Source organism: Mycobacterium simiae (genome assembly GCF_010727605.1).
Classification (GTDB): domain Bacteria; phylum Actinomycetota; class Actinomycetes; order Mycobacteriales; family Mycobacteriaceae; genus Mycobacterium; species Mycobacterium simiae.
Genome location: NZ_AP022568.1, coordinates 3,731,703 through 3,745,874 on the forward strand (window position 1 = coordinate 3,731,703; position 14,172 = coordinate 3,745,874).

Sequence of the window (14,172 nt, forward strand, 5' to 3'; positions counted from 1 at the left end):
CCGGAATTCAGCATTAATCGGCGGTTGACCCGCTGTGACAGGTTGTGTACACGCAGTCGAAGTATGTAAGTTCTCGTGAGGCGTCGCCCGCGCCGCGGTGCGGGCAAGCAGTCAGGGAAGGTAGGCGGATGATGGCTGGATCTCGGTCCCTCCTCGACGCGCAGGGGCACTACATCGGCGGGCAGTGGACCGAGCCGGACAGCGGGCACTACAACGTCATCAATCCCGCGACCGAAGCGGTGATCGGAACGGCGCCCGACGCCAGCGTGGCGCAGGTCGAGCAGGCGATCGCGGCGGCGAGGACTGCCTTCGACACGGGGCCCTGGCCGGCGGCCGAGCCCGCCGAGCGCGCGCGATGCCTGCAGCAGCTCAGCGACGCGTTGCTAGCCAGGGGCGAGGAGATCTACGCCCTGGCGCAGGCCGAGTGGGGCTGTACGGCCAACGAGCGGCTGATCCACGTGGACGGTCCGGTATTCATGGTTGGTCATGCCGCTGAGTTGGCAGTCGAACCCAGCGAGGCGCCGTTGGAAGCGTGGGGGGCCGCGGGCACCACGCTGTTGCGCTACGAACCGCTCGGTGTGGTGGCGGCCATGACGCCGTGGAACTTCCCGCACACCCTCAACGTCATGAAATTGGGAGCGGCGCTGGCTGCCGGGAATACGCTCGTGCTCAAGCCCTCGCCGCTGACGCCGCTGGCCGGGCTCGCCCTCGCTCGAATCATCCATGAGGACACCGACATTCCGCCGGGTGTGGTCAACGTGGTGACACCGACCAGCGTCGAGGCCAGCAGAAGCCTGACCCTGGACCCAAGGGTCGACATGGTCAGTTTCACCGGCAGCTCGGTCGTCGGGCGCGATGTGATGGCGGGCGCGGCGACCACCATGAAGCGCATCCTGCTGGAGTGCGGCGGGAAGTCGGCGACCATCCTGCTAGCCGACGTCGACGTCGACGACGAATTGACGGAGCGGCTGCTGTTCGAGGGTTGCACGATGCACGCCGGTCAGGCCTGCATCCTGCACAGCAGACTGCTACTGCCGGACGGGATCCACGACGACGTGGTGGACCGACTCGCCGCGCTGGCCCGTGCGGTCGTGATCGGCGATCCGGCCGATCCGGCGGTCACCATGGGACCTTTGATCAGCCGCGAGCACCTCGATCGCGTCGAGGGTTTCGTCAAACGGGCTGAAGCCGACGGTGCGACGGTGGTGGCAGGAGGAGCTCGCCCGAAGGATCTGGCCAGCGGCTTCTACTTCGAGCCAACGATACTCACCGATGTCTCGGCCGGCTCTCACATCGCACAGGAGGAGGTGTTCGGACCCGTCCTGACGGTGCTGCGGTATCGCGATGACGACGATGCGGTCGCCATCGCCAACAACTCGGCCTACGGGCTCGGTGGCGCGGTGTGGGGAAGCGACATCGACCGTGCGCTGGGCATCGCTCGCCGGATCCGGACCGGGCAGGTGTCGATCAACGGCACAATTCCCGGGGACGCGCCGTTCGGTGGCTTCAAGCAGAGCGGGATTGGACGGGAGGGCGGGGTGATGGGACTGCGGGCCTACATGGAGCCGAAGGCAATTGGGATACCCGCGTGAACCGGCCGCTGGCGGGATTGCGCGTCGTCGAGGTTGCCTCCGAAATTGCGGGGCCCTATTGCACGAAGTTGCTCGTTGACCTAGGCGCCGACGTGTGCAAGATCGAGCCGCCGACGGGTGACCCGTTGCGCCGTTGGGGCCCGTCCCCCTCCGCGGATCCGGACCAAGGCGGACTGTTCGAGTACTTGAACGCCGGAAAGCGTGGCGTCACAGCCGATCTCGGCCGGGAGAGCGGGCTCGCGGCCGTCCACGAATTGATCTCGACGGCGGATGTGCTTGTCGAGGACTTGCCGGCAGGGTCGGCTGCCCGCTTTCAGTGGGGCCTGGACTCGGAGACCCTTGGCCGGACCAACCCCGAACTTGTCGTCGTGCGAATCTCGAGCTTCGGCCAAGAGGGACCGCTGCGCGATCGCGTGACGACTCCATTGACCCTGCAGGCGGCGGCGGGATGGGTCAATGTGCGCGACCCCGGGCGGGCTCCGGTACAGGCGGGTGCCCGGATCCCGGAATACATCACGGGCTCGTATGCTGCCCTCGGCGCGCTGACGGCCCTGCGCATCGCCGCAGCGGGGACGAACAGGCCTGTCGAGGTCGACGTCTCGATGTTCGAGTCGTTGCTGTCGACCCTGCCCTACCCCATGTTAATGGCGGCTCGACTCAAAAGCCTTGGCCTGCCGACGAATTCCAAAGCCGCACCGATGCTGGGGATCGTGCGGGCCGCCGACGGCTGGATCGGCATCAATTGCCTGACGGGTCAGCACTGGCTGGACGTGTGCGCCATGGTCGGGTTGCCGGAGTTCGGCGAGCATCAACTCGCGATCATGCTCGGTGGGCCCGAGCGCGAGGATTTTTTTGCCAAGGCGCAGCCGTTTCTCGATTCGATGACCGTCGCCGATCTGGTCGAGTTGAGTCAGGCCATGCGGATACCCGCCGCTCCGGTCACCGACGGCGACACGATACTCGCCTGTCCGCAGTATGCCGAGCGGGGGTTCTTCATCGAGGCGGCGACCGACGCGTGGCGATTCACCAGACCCGGAGCGCCGTTTCGGTTTTCGAAGACACCGGTCCCGCCACCGATGCCCGCTCCGGCTCTGGGACGAGACGCCCAGGCCGCCTGGGCCGAGAGCGGTGCGCGCCGCCGGGATGACGACGTCCCCAATGTCGCCCTGCCCTTCGCCGGGTTGAAGGTGTTCGACTTGAGCACCTTCTGGGCCGGCGCCTATCTGACGTGCTACCTCGGCGCGTTCGGGGCCGACGTGGTGAAGGTCGAATCCATCCAGCGCCCGGACGGCCACCGCTACTCCGGATCGTTACTGCGCGAAGGGGACGACTGGTACGAACGCGGACCACTGTGGCAGGGAACGAATCTCAACAAACGCGACATCACCCTTGACCTCACTTCTGCCGCCGGCCGCGAGTTGGCCTTGCGACTGGCCGCCGAAGCCGACGTGGTAGTGGAGAATTTCTCCCCGCGCGTGGTTGAGCAGTTCGGGCTCGACTACGAGTCCATCGCCAAGATCAACCCCGACGTGATCATGGTGCGGATGCCCGGATTCGGCCTGGCGGGGCCGTGGCGAGATTACGTGGGCTGGGCGCTGAACATCGAACAGGTGTCCGGGATGTCGGCCATGACCGGTTACCCGGATGGACCGCCGTGTAACCTGCAAGGCCCGGCGGACCCGATCGCCGGCGTACATGCAGGTGTGGCGGTACTGGCCGCGCTCGAGCACCGGCGGTCGACCGGTGAGGGCCAGCTGGTTGAGGTCGCGCAGATTGAGATTGGCGCTGCGGTGACCGCCGAACCCGTGATCGAGTATTCGCTGACTGGCACGGTGCGGCCGCGCGAGGGAAACCGCCACCGCGTATACGCCCAAGGCGTCTACCCAACGGTTCTCGCCGACGAATGGGTCGCGATCTCAGTGCGCAACGACGATGATTGGTTTGCGTTGCTGGGCGCCATTGATCGTGACGAGCTGCGAGACGACCCGCGATTCGCGACTTCGGAAGCTCGCCGGCAACACCACGACGAATTCGACGAGGTGGTCGCGAGATGGACGTGCAGCCGACCCGCCGAAGACCTGCTGGCAATGCTTGTCCAGCACCGCATCCCGGCCGAGCGATTACTCGCGGCCGACGAGATGTATGACGTCGAGCAGCTCGATGCGCGCGGTTTCTATCAGGATCTCATCCACCCGATCACTGGACGACAGAGATTTCCCGGCTGGCCATTTCAGATTTCGCCCGGTCCGGCGCACCATCACCGGACCGCGGCACCGACACTGGGCCAGCACAACGCGGAGGTGCTTGGCGCGCTTGGACTTTCCGATGCGGAGATCGCCGCATTGCGTGAGCAAAGCGTCATAGGGCATCGCCTACTGGGCGCTTAGCGATGCCGCTGCCAGCTGGCCCGATGGTGACCGCGGGCGTTGCGTGGTCAGGCGTCGACCATCGCCGCGATGGTGTCTACGACACACGCCGGACGCTGGTTTCCCTCGACTTCGACCGTGACACGCACCGTGGCTCGTCCGCCCTTGTCGGTGCGCTCGACCTTCAGCAGCTCCGCGCCGGCCCGAATCCGTGAGTCGACCGGTACCGGCGCGGGGAACCGTAGCTTGTCCGAGCCGTAGTTCACCTGCATCGCCAGCCCCGTCACTTGGTAGATCTGTTGCACCAGGATGGGCACCAGCGACAACGTCAAGTAGCCGTGCGCGATGGTCTTACCGTACGGACCGGCGGCTGCCCTGTCCGGGTCGACATGGATCCACTGATGGTCACCCGTCGCCGCGGCAAACAGGTCGATCTCCTTCTGCGTGACCCGGCGCCAATCGCTGTAACCAAGGTGTTCTCCCACGTGGGCCTCGAAGTCGGCGATCCCGTCGTACACCTTCGGGTAGGCGGGCGCCCGAGTCATGCCGCGACCTTGAGCTTCAAATGCTCAATAGCGTTGCCGCCCATAATCTTCGCCTTGGCCGATGCTGAGACGCCGTCAAGCCGGTCGACAAAGCTCAGCGGGTCGCCGATACCCTCGGGGTGAGGGAAGTCGGAGCCGAACATCACGTGGTCCTCGCCCATGATGTCGATGATGCCCTTGATGTCGTCTTCAAGGAACGGGTGGATGTAGATGTTGCGCTTGAACACCTCGACGGGATGCTCGTCGAACTCCTTGGGCATGATCTTGTAGGCGGTGTTGAGCTGCTCGAGCAGGTTGCGCACCCAGCCGCTGCCGTTCTCGACGCAGAAGATCTTCAAATCCGGGAAACGTGATAGGGCGCCGTGACAGATCATCGCGGCCAGGGTGTCCTCGATGGCCCGGTGGCCCATGACGACTTCGCGTAGCGCGCTTGGCTTGAAGGACAGGTACTCCTCGCCGCCCTCCCACTCCATCAGGTGCTTTTGGTAGCCGCTGTCGGAGGCGTGCATGGTGACCGGGATGTCGGCGTTGACGACCTCTTCCCAAAATGGATCGAACTCGGGCAGGCCCATGGATCGCGAGCCGCCGAAGCGGCTGGGCACCGGTGCGGGCCGAACCAGGAAGGTCTTCATGCCCCGCTCCAGGCCCCAGTGCAGCTCCCTGATCGCCTCGTCCACCATTGGTAGGCAGATGACGGGGGTCGGGAAGATCCGGTCGTGGTAGTTGAACGTCCAGTGTTCGTGCATCCACTCGTTGAGCGCGTGGATTATGGCGTGGGTGAGGACGACATCGTCGGTGGTGCGTTCCTCGATCAGGCTGGCCAGGGTCGGGTACATCACGCACTGGTCGAGGCCCAGCTCGTCCATCAGCTCCAGTCGGGGGGCGGGCGATTGGTAGGCGGGGATGACATCCATTGCCTCGCCGATGAATTCGCGGAAGTTCAGACCTTCGGGGTTGTTGCCCAGGAAGTAGTCTTCGGCGCTGCCCGGCCTGGCCACCCGCGCGAAAGTCGGGTTCGGGATCATGTGGCTGATGCGATCCTTGACGACGAGCTTGGGCCGGCCGTTGACCTCGACGTAACCGACCTTTCCGCGATGCTCCTTCGGGAGGTACTTGGTGAGTGCGTCCGTCGTCTCGTACATGTGGTTGTCGATGTCGAAAACCGGATAGGGCAGGGAACGGGAAGGCACGGGACTTTCCTCCTGAGCAGCGAATATGATCATTTACGCTATGTGAAAACGACGTTATCATCCGCGCTGAGTAACATCCAGGCGGGGTAGTGTTATCTCAGGTCAACGCTTGCCACGCGTCGACAACCGCACCGGACGTGGTCACCGTGGCCAGCAGGGACAGCGTGTTGTCGATGACCGCATCTGCGTACTGTCGCGGGTATCCACTGACCGCATCGCGTGGCAACACGAACTGGTAACCGCGATTGACGGCATCCATGACAAAGTTCGTGATGGCGACGTTGACCGAAACGCCGACCCCCACAATCGTCTTGACGCCTAGGTTGCGCAGCACAGAGTCGAGATCGGTGCCGCACATTGGGCCGAGGCCGTGGATGCGAGTGAGTACCAGATCGGTATCGGCGGGCCCTAACTGGGGTAGCACCGACGCGCCGGCGCTGCCGGGAGTCAGGTCGACGGGAAAGGACTTGCCGGCCGCGAACAGCCGGGCGTTCGTATTGGAGCCGCGACCGTCCGCGCGCCGCTGGATGAGACAGTGCACGACCGTGACGCCGGCCGTCCTGGCGGCCCCGACCAGGTTGACGATATTGGGCACAGCCTCACGTTGGGCTTCTTCGGCGAGCAGTGGCAGGCCGGCCTGCGCTCCTATCACCCCGCCCTGGCATTCCTGGGTGACCAATGCGGTGGTGGACGGATCGATCAGGTCTTTCAGGCTTGGTTGCGGCATGAGAATAGACGTTATCGTGTCCGGGCAGGCGTTTTTCGACGGGAGGATCGATGCAGGAGTGGGAGCTCGAGGTTCGGGAGTCGGTGCGGCAGACGCTGGCTGACTACACCGCGGCGACAGATCGATTCGATCTTCGTGCCCTGGCGGCATGTTTCGCTGAAGACGGTGTGCTGGAATTCACTGGGGGTGCCGGGCCGCTCACGGGACCCACGCAGATCGAGGCGGGCCTCGGCTCCGCTGTGAGGCAGCGGGGGGAACCGGCGCGGCCGGCGCCGACTCATGTCCGCCATCACGTCTCCAGCATCCGGTTCGGGTCGGTGACTCGTGAACGGGTCGAGGTCAGCAGTTACTTCGCGGTCCACACCGACATCGGGCTCGACCACTGGGGGCGCTACCGCGACGTACTGACACCCGTCAACGGTCGGTGGTTGTTCGTCCATCGCCGGATCATCGTGGACGCCTTTGCCGCCGGCAGTCTGATGGCCGGATAACGCGTCACCCTGTGATGAACTCGTCGGCGAAGGCGCGGGAACGGTCGATGAGTTCGGCGCGGTCGGTGCCGGCCGGCGCGATGGTGAGCCAGGTGACCCCGGCCTGCTCGAGCCGTGCGATGGTCGCGGAGCGTTCGTCGGGGGACTTGCTGTCGTCCAACAGGTTTCCCGCCGAGAAGCAGATGTCCAGCGGTGCGGTGCGGCCGATCTCGGCCGCGTACTGCTTGGCCCAATCGATGGCGAGCTGCAACTCGTCGATCGTCGAGATTTCCGCGGTCCGTGACGCCGCCGCGTAGCCGAACGTATTGAACGGCGCCCAACCCTGAGCGCGCGACACCGCCCGGCGAACCGCCGCCTTACTGTTGCCGCCGACCCAGACCGGGGGTGGACTCGCGGGCAGCGGGCGCAGCCGGACACCGCGGGCAGCGAACGACGTTCCCTCGTAGGCGACGTCTTCGCCGGTGAGTACCTTGGCCAGCACATCGAGCGCCTCATCGAGCAGGGCGCCGCGGTTGTCGAAATCTGTTCCCAGAGCTTTGAATTCGGGCTTCAGGTATCCCGCGGCGGTGCCGAGGATCAGCCGCCCCCCGGAGAGCACCGCGAGGCTTTGGATCGATTTGGCGCCGAGGAACGGGTTGCGGTAGCCAGCGATGTATACGTTGGTGAGCAGCTTGACATCGGTCGTTGCGGCGGCGGCGAACGCCAACGCGACGAACGGGTCAAGGGCGTGGTGCCCGCCGTGGTCGAGCCACTTCGCGTCCGGTGCGGGGTGGTCGGTGACATGGACCGCGTGGAACCCGCTTGCCTCCGCCGCGCGCGCGATGTCGGCAATGGCATCGGCGGTCACGAATTCCTCGACCGCCTCGACGCGCTGGGTCGGCAGTTCGAGGGAGAAAGAAACGGTCACTAGGGTCCTTTCGTTGCGGAGACGAGCGTGGCCAGGCGTTGGGCGTGATAGTCCGGGTCGCCAAAGATCAACTGGCTGGCCTTGGCGCGGCGGACGAAAAGATGGGCGTCGTGTTCCCAGGTGAAGCCGATACCGCCGTGGATGCGCATGTTGTCGAGCGCGGCCTGCAGGAAGGCTTCCGAACACACCAATTTCGCGACCGATGCGGTGGTCGGCAGGTCGTCGGTGTGAGCGACCTCGGCCGCATGCGACACCGCCGAACGCGCGCCCTCAACCTGAACCAGCATGTCCGCGCACCGATGCTTGATGGCCTGGAAACTGCCGATTGGCCGGCCGAACTGGATTCGATGCTTGGCGTAGTCGACGGACGTGTCGAGGCATCGCTGCGCCGCGCCGACCTGTTCTGCCGCCAGCGCCACGATGGCGAGGTCCGACGTGCGTGCCAGGAAGTCGCCCGCGGCCCCCTCCGCGCCGATCAATGCTGCCTGGGCACCGCGAAACTCCAGCCGGGCGACTTTGCGCGTGCGGTCGAGTCCGGCCAGGGGTGTGCGGTGCACCCCCGCTGCCCCGGCCCGAGTCGCCAGCAAAGAGATGCCGGACTCGGTGTTGGCCGCGACCAGGATGACGTCCGCGGTGTGACCATCGATCACCAGTCCCGCCTCACCATGGATCCGGTAGCTCGCGCCGCTGCGATCGGCCCGCAACGTCACGGCGGCGGGGTCCCAGGCGTCGAGGCGGCCGTTGAGGACCAGCGTCGCGGTGGCGGAGCCGTCGACGAACCCGGGGACGAACTCTTCCGCCGCGGCATCGTCGCCGCTGGCGAGAATGGCCTGGGTCGCCAGGGCCACGGTGGCGAAAAAGGGGGAGCACAAGGGGGAGCACAGCAGCGCGCGCCCCATTTCCTCGAAGACCACCGCCAGCTCGGCCACGCCGGCACCTGCCCCGCCCCATTGCTCGGCAACGCCGATGCCCTGCAGGCCCAACTCAACGGCCATCTGGCGCCATGACGCCTCGTCGTAGCCGGTGTCCGTCACCATCAACTTACGCACGGTCTCGCTGGGCGATGCGGCCGTCAGGTAGTCGCGCACGACGCTGCGTAGCTCATCGAGCTCACTGCTGGGCACAGATGGACTCCCCGCTCAGCCCCGCCATGGAATCGGGGTGAATAGATAAGTGCATTGCCGCCTGCCCGATCCCGTTGTCCGCCAGGGGTTCTGAAGGTGCCATGTCTCCTCGGTGCGGTCGCGGCGGAGCCGGCGCGACGAGCTGCAGAAGCGCCTCGGCCATCCGGCCCGGGATAGCCATTGCCGCATCAGGATAGTATGTTTTTTGAAAATAGAGAATTTACATTCTCAAATGGAGGGAAACGACGCGGTGACGACGAAACTCGATTACGGCATCTTTGACTGCGATACCCACTGCTACGAGACCCGGGATGCGTTCACCCGCTACCTGCCCGAAGAGTTCCGGGACCGGGCGATCACCACCGTGCGCGGGGCGGACGGCGTCGAGGTGATCCTAGCCGGGCATCGCGTCGCTACCTTTAACAGCGAGGGCGGTCTGGGCCTGGACGTCGCTTACCGGCCCGGCTCGCTCAAGGAGATGCTCAAGCAAATGGGATCGGGCAACCCTGAGGAGTCCTACGAGCCCCAGCCCATGCAACCGGAATTCGTCGAGCGTGCCGCACGCCTGGCCGTCATGGCGGACCAAAACATCGAGCGCATGGTCATCTATCCGAGCGGTATGGCGCTGGCGGCCGAACACTATGTCGACGACACGCCCGCACTGTATGCGAATCTGCGCTCGTTCAACCGATGGTTCGACGAGGAGTGGGGCTTCGACTACGAAGGCAGGATCTACGCCACGGCGCTGATGTCGTTGCGCGACTTGGATTCTGCGATCGCAGAGACGGAAGCGATCATCGCCCAAGGTGCAAAATTCGTACTGCTGCCAACAGGGCCGGCGTATGGCCGGTCGCCGGGCGACCCGTACTTCGACCCCGTTTATGCGCGCCTGCAGGAGGCCGGCTGCGTGCTGGTGTTTCATATCATGCCGTTCTGGTACTTCAACGCGATCTCGCCCGCATGGGGACAGAACCCTGACCCCGCCTCGTGGCACATGTCGGCGTGGCAGTGGATGAATATCTATGGGCAGCGGCCGATCGAGGAGACCTTGTCCGCCCTCATCTTCGACAACCTCTTTGGCCGCTTCCCCGATCTGAAAGTCCTCGTCGCCGAACACGGGGCGGAGTGGGTGCCCTTCTTCGTCAGGCACATGGACAAGAGCCGGGGCATGGGCCGCAACGGGCCGTGGATCGGGGGCAAGTTGACGGAGCGCCCGTCGGCGATCTTCCGCCGCCACGTCCGCGTGGTGCCGTATCCCGAGGACGACATCCCCGCGGTCGTCGCGGGTCTGGGTTACGACGACTGCCTGGTGATGGGCTCGGATTATCCGCACGCCGAAGGCCTGGCCGTGCCGGCCGAGTTCGCCAAGCTGCTCGATCCGCTCGACGATGCCGCCAAGCGGCGAATCATGCGCGACAACGCCGACCAGCTGCTCACCCGCAGCTAACAACCCGATGGCAGACGAGGACGTTGACCTCGACCTGTTGAGAGCGTCGGCACGGGAGTTTTTGGCCGAACGCGGTGACAGAGGAACGGTCAAGGACCTTGCGGCGATGGACTGGACCGGGCTGCTCGTCGACGAGGTGATGGGCGGCGTCGGCTGGCGTCCGGTCGAGGCCTGCGTCGTGGCCGAGGAGCTCGGGCGAGCGCAGGACGGGTCGGCATGGTTCGGAACCACGATGGGCGCCGCGGCGCTCGCCTCCGCGCCCGAGGACGTCAGGCAGCAGTGGCTGCCGGGCCTGCTCGCCGGCACCCACTGCTCCCTGACGGCCGGCTTCGCCACCGTGGGGGAGGCCGCACGGATCCTTCGCGGCGACCATATCGATATTGTGATTACATTGGGCAGCAACGGAATTCACCTCTTGCGTGACCTGAATCGCGACCGGTTCGAGCTGGACGCCGATCTGCTGGACGTGACGAGAACGGCGTGGCGTATCGACGTGACGGACGTGCCCAGCGCGTTGATCGGTTCTGCGGAACGGGCCGACGAGTTGACCGCCGTGGCTCGGTTGCTTGTTGCCGCCGACTCCGTGGGTGCGGTGTCGATGACCCTGGAACGGTTGACGGGATACCTCAAGGAACGCATCGCATTCGGCGCGCCGATTGCGAGTTTTCAAGCGATCCAGCACCGGCTCGTGGAACTGCTCGTCTTCGAGGTCAAAGCGCGCGCGGTCATCATGAGGGCGGCGCGGGCACTCGCTTCGGCCGACCAAAGGGCGACTTTGCTCTCGGCGGCTGCGCACGCGTTCGTCGCGGCGAAGGCCACTGCCGCCGTAGACGAGTGCATGCAGTTGTCCGGCGGCATCGGCTTCACGTGGGAGTATCCGCTGCACCACGAGCTGCGGCGCGTCTTCACCAACGGCCATTTGGTAGGTACGGCGCGCTCCAGTCGGGCGCTGGTGGCGGAGGTGTCGGGGTGGTGAGCGCAGTCGACCGGCCCACCGATGCGCAGCTGTCCGACTTCAGGGAGCGGGTCAGGGCACACATCGCCCAACATGCACCGCCGATCCAAGCGCGCGAAGGCCACCGGGCGCCCGAGACTGCCGAACAAGAAGCCCTGCTGCGCGCGTGGTTCGCCAGCCTCTTCGAGGCGGGGCTAGCGGGAGCGGACTGGCCGGTCGAATACGGCGGTCGCGACGACCACCACCCGCTGCACGATCGCATCGTGAGCGAGGAAATCCTGCGTGCCCGCGCACCACGTCCGGTGGACCAGGTAAACCTCGCCGCACACGTGCTCCTGCACTTCGGATCCGACGAGCAGAAGCGGCGCCTGCTGCCACCCATCCGGCGCGGCGAACACGTCTGGTGCCAGCTGCTCAGTGAACCCGATGCCGGTAGCGATATCGCCGCAGTCCGCAGCCGCGGTGTGCACCAGGCCGATGGCAGCTGGCTCCTCGACGGACAAAAGACGTGGATCACCGACGGGCACTGGGCTGACATGGGCCTCGCCCTGATCCGCACCGACCCGGCGTCGTCGCGCCACCACGGCCTATCGGTGTTTGCCGTGCCGCTGTCCGCGGACGGTGTCGAGATCCGCCCGATCCGCACGATCGGTGACGCCATCGAGGTCAACGAGGTTTTCCTGACTTCGGTCAGGCTTGGCGCTCAGAGCCTGATCGGGGAAGTGGGGCAGGGCTGGTCGATCATCATGGCGGGCCTGGACTTTGAACGATTCGGCATCGGCGGCAACGTCATCCTGCTCGAACTGCTGATCGACGATCTGGTCACCGTGGCCGGCAAGGCGCTCATCGACGGCGCGCCCGCGCTGGACTCGGGCGACATCCGCCAGCAGGTCGCCGAGTTGGCCGTCGAAGTCGAAGTGGCCAAGGCGTTCATCGACGATCACGTGGAGCGGCTGACATCGGGCGATGAACAGCCCGGAGACGGCTCGATTGCGAAGTTGAGCTTTGCCGAGACCTATCACCGGGTCGCGGCGTATGGCGCGGAGCTGGCGGCGGCTGTGACGGTCATCGATCCGGGAGACGACGACGTGCGGCAGGCCAAAGAGCGGCTGCGCGAATGCTGGCTGTGGTCGCGCGCGTACACGATATCGGGGGGCAGCTCGGAGATGATGCGCAACATCCTCGCCAAGCGCAGACTGCACTTGCCGAGCCGGTGACCCCGCATCCCATCGCCCAGACTTACTGGTCGCTGATCGAGGCCGCAGCTCGGGCGCACCCCGAACGGGTGGTGCTCATCGACGACTACGGGCGAAAGTTGACCAGCGCACAGCTGCGGGAGGCCGCCTTGACGTGTGCAGCGGCACTGGCGCAATGGGGGATTGGGGCGGGAACGGTCGTGTCGTGGCAACTGCCGAGCACACTGGAGACGATGGTCGTCATGGTGGCGTTGGCGCGCCTCGGTGCGATCCAGAACCCGGTACTGCCGATCTGGCGGGAGAGTGAACTGCGTTTTGTGACAACGCAACTCGCGACCGACGTCATGATCGTTCCCGGAGTGTGGCGTAACTTCGACCACACCGCGCTCGCGCATAAGATCAGCGCTGACCGTTCCATGTCTGTCGTGGTCGTCGACCACGGCGCGCCCATCGCCGTCGGACTTCGGCTGCCGGTCGGTGATCCGGCGGCGCTGCCGCCACCGCCGCACTCCGGCGAGGAACCGCGCTGGATCTACTATTCCTCGGGCACCACGGCAGCCCCGAAGGGCGCGCGGCACTGCGACCGTTCGGTCATCGCCGGCTCGGCAGGCGTTGTCGGTATCGTGGGCGCCTCCAGCAGCGATGTCAACCCCATCGCGTTCCCGGTTTCGCACATCGGAGGCGCCGCCATGCTCGCTGCGGCGCTCCGTACCGGCATGCGGCTGGTGTTGTTCGACGCCTTCGATCCGGTCGAGACCCCCTTCGCCATCGCGGCGCATCGACCGACGCTGCTGGGCAGCGCGACCCCGTTCTTCGTCGCATTCATGGCCGCACAGCGCGCACATGGCAGCGAGCCGTTATTTCCCGATCTGCGGGGGTGTGTCGGCGGTGGCGCGCCTATCACGCCCGCGTTGGGTCGTGAAGTGCGACAGGTATTTTCAGTCAACGGGGTGGCCAATTCCTGGGGCCTGACCGAGTTCCCGGTCGCTACCTCTCAAGCGCCGAGCGGCCCGCCGGAGCTGCTGGACCGCACCGTGGGCAAACCTGTCCCAGGCGTTTCGGTGCGAGTCGTCGATGAATCCGAGCGAGAAGTCGGGTGCGGTGTGGAGGGCGAACTGCGGCTCAAGGGGCCGCCGTGCTTCCTGGGCTACGTCGATGCATCCTTGGATGCCCAAGCATTCGATGCCGAGGGGTGGTTCCGCACAGGCGATCTAGGACGCATCGACCGCCAGGGCAACGTCGTCGTCACGGGACGCATCAAGGATGCGATCATCCGCAACGCGGAGAACATCTCGGCGCTCGAGATCGAGGGCGTGCTGGCCAGCCACCCTGCGATCGCCGACGTCGCGGTCATCGGGGTACCCGATGAGCGGACCGGTGAACGGGTGTGCGCTGTCGTCGTCGCTCGCCCCGGCGCGACGGTGACGCTTTCCTCGGTTTCCGAGCACTGCCAAGCCCGAGGACTGAGCAAGCACAAGACGCCCGAGAGACTCGAGATCGTCGATGCGCTGCCTCGCAACCTCACCGGCAAGGTACTCAAGACCGAACTACGGACCCGGTTCGGGAGCCGATGACGCCAGGCTAAAGATCGAACCGATAACGCGCATAGCGGAATTGAGGTTACCCACCTGT

General features: G+C 65.7%; 12 protein-coding genes. 7 read left to right on the forward strand and 5 right to left on the reverse strand.

What is annotated here, in order from left to right:
• The first annotated feature begins 131 nt into the window (after window positions 1-131).
• Together G6N33_RS17585 and G6N33_RS17590 are read left to right on the forward strand one after the other, a co-directional pair.
• The gene (locus G6N33_RS17585; protein ID WP_044512321.1) at window positions 132-1,592 is read left to right on the forward strand and encodes an aldehyde dehydrogenase family protein; all 1,461 of its coding nucleotides are present in this window, start codon (window positions 132-134) and stop codon (window positions 1,590-1,592) included.
• Window positions 1,589-3,979, forward strand: a complete 2,391-nt coding sequence (locus G6N33_RS17590; RefSeq protein WP_044507947.1) for a CaiB/BaiF CoA transferase family protein — start codon at window positions 1,589-1,591, stop codon at window positions 3,977-3,979. Before G6N33_RS17585 ends, G6N33_RS17590 begins: the two co-directional genes overlap by 4 nt.
• 47 nt (window positions 3,980-4,026) lie before the next feature.
• Here G6N33_RS17590 and G6N33_RS17595 read toward each other — a convergent pair whose 3' ends face one another.
• From G6N33_RS17595 to G6N33_RS17605, 3 genes are all read right to left on the reverse strand, one after another.
• Complete coding sequence (locus tag G6N33_RS17595) at window positions 4,027-4,503, reverse strand: MaoC family dehydratase (protein WP_044507945.1); 477 nt, start codon at window positions 4,501-4,503, stop codon at window positions 4,027-4,029.
• The gene (locus tag G6N33_RS17600; protein WP_044512319.1) at window positions 4,500-5,693 is read right to left on the reverse strand and encodes an amidohydrolase family protein; all 1,194 of its coding nucleotides are present in this window, start codon (window positions 5,691-5,693) and stop codon (window positions 4,500-4,502) included. Before G6N33_RS17600 ends, G6N33_RS17595 begins: the two co-directional genes overlap by 4 nt.
• Before the next feature lie 97 nt (window positions 5,694-5,790).
• Window positions 5,791-6,420 (reverse strand): cysteine hydrolase, encoded by a 630-nt coding sequence (locus G6N33_RS17605; protein WP_044507943.1) that lies wholly within the window; start codon window positions 6,418-6,420, stop codon window positions 5,791-5,793.
• A 50-nt stretch (window positions 6,421-6,470) separates the two neighbouring features.
• Between G6N33_RS17605 and G6N33_RS17610 the strand changes: the two genes are divergently transcribed.
• The gene (locus tag G6N33_RS17610; RefSeq protein WP_044507941.1) at window positions 6,471-6,911 is read left to right on the forward strand and encodes a nuclear transport factor 2 family protein; all 441 of its coding nucleotides are present in this window, start codon (window positions 6,471-6,473) and stop codon (window positions 6,909-6,911) included.
• Between the two features lie 4 nt (window positions 6,912-6,915).
• Here G6N33_RS17610 and G6N33_RS17615 read toward each other — a convergent pair whose 3' ends face one another.
• Window positions 6,916-7,818, reverse strand: a complete 903-nt coding sequence (locus G6N33_RS17615; protein ID WP_044507939.1) for a TIGR03619 family F420-dependent LLM class oxidoreductase — start codon at window positions 7,816-7,818, stop codon at window positions 6,916-6,918.
• Entirely contained in the window at window positions 7,818-8,942 is a 1,125-nt protein-coding gene (locus G6N33_RS17620) for an acyl-CoA dehydrogenase family protein (RefSeq protein ID WP_163771564.1), read from the reverse strand. The genes G6N33_RS17615 and G6N33_RS17620 overlap by 1 nt, the downstream gene beginning before the upstream one ends.
• 250 nt (window positions 8,943-9,192) lie before the next feature.
• Between G6N33_RS17620 and G6N33_RS17625 the strand changes: the two genes are divergently transcribed.
• Genes G6N33_RS17625 through G6N33_RS17640 form a run of 4 tightly spaced genes read left to right on the forward strand, consistent with a single transcriptional unit; the run spans window position 9,193 to window position 14,114 of the window.
• Window positions 9,193-10,389 (forward strand): amidohydrolase family protein, encoded by a 1,197-nt coding sequence (locus G6N33_RS17625; protein WP_044512317.1) that lies wholly within the window; start codon window positions 9,193-9,195, stop codon window positions 10,387-10,389.
• A gap of 7 nt (window positions 10,390-10,396) precedes the next feature.
• Window positions 10,397-11,365, forward strand: a complete 969-nt coding sequence (locus G6N33_RS17630) for an acyl-CoA dehydrogenase family protein (protein WP_044507934.1) — start codon at window positions 10,397-10,399, stop codon at window positions 11,363-11,365.
• Window positions 11,359-12,561, forward strand: coding sequence for an acyl-CoA dehydrogenase family protein (locus G6N33_RS17635; RefSeq protein ID WP_044507932.1), 1,203 nt, complete (start codon window positions 11,359-11,361; stop codon window positions 12,559-12,561). The genes G6N33_RS17630 and G6N33_RS17635 overlap by 7 nt, the downstream gene beginning before the upstream one ends.
• Window positions 12,558-14,114 (forward strand): class I adenylate-forming enzyme family protein, encoded by a 1,557-nt coding sequence (locus tag G6N33_RS17640; protein ID WP_044507931.1) that lies wholly within the window; start codon window positions 12,558-12,560, stop codon window positions 14,112-14,114. Before G6N33_RS17635 ends, G6N33_RS17640 begins: the two co-directional genes overlap by 4 nt.
• Window positions 14,115-14,172: the final 58 nt, after the last annotated feature.

What these genes read in the sequence shown, in the direction of transcription:
- G6N33_RS17610 (WP_044507941.1), top strand. Translation starts at nt 6,471, where the DNA reads ATGCAGGAGTGGGAGCTCGAGGTTCGGGAGTCGGTGCGGCAGACGCTG.
- G6N33_RS17595 (WP_044507945.1), bottom strand. Translation starts at nt 4,503, where the DNA reads ATGACTCGGGCGCCCGCCTACCCGAAGGTGTACGACGGGATCGCCGAC.
- G6N33_RS17585 (WP_044512321.1), top strand. Translation starts at nt 132, where the DNA reads ATGGCTGGATCTCGGTCCCTCCTCGACGCGCAGGGGCACTACATCGGC.
- G6N33_RS17605 (WP_044507943.1), bottom strand. Translation starts at nt 6,420, where the DNA reads ATGCCGCAACCAAGCCTGAAAGACCTGATCGATCCGTCCACCACCGCA.
- G6N33_RS17630 (WP_044507934.1), top strand. Translation starts at nt 10,397, where the DNA reads ATGGCAGACGAGGACGTTGACCTCGACCTGTTGAGAGCGTCGGCACGG.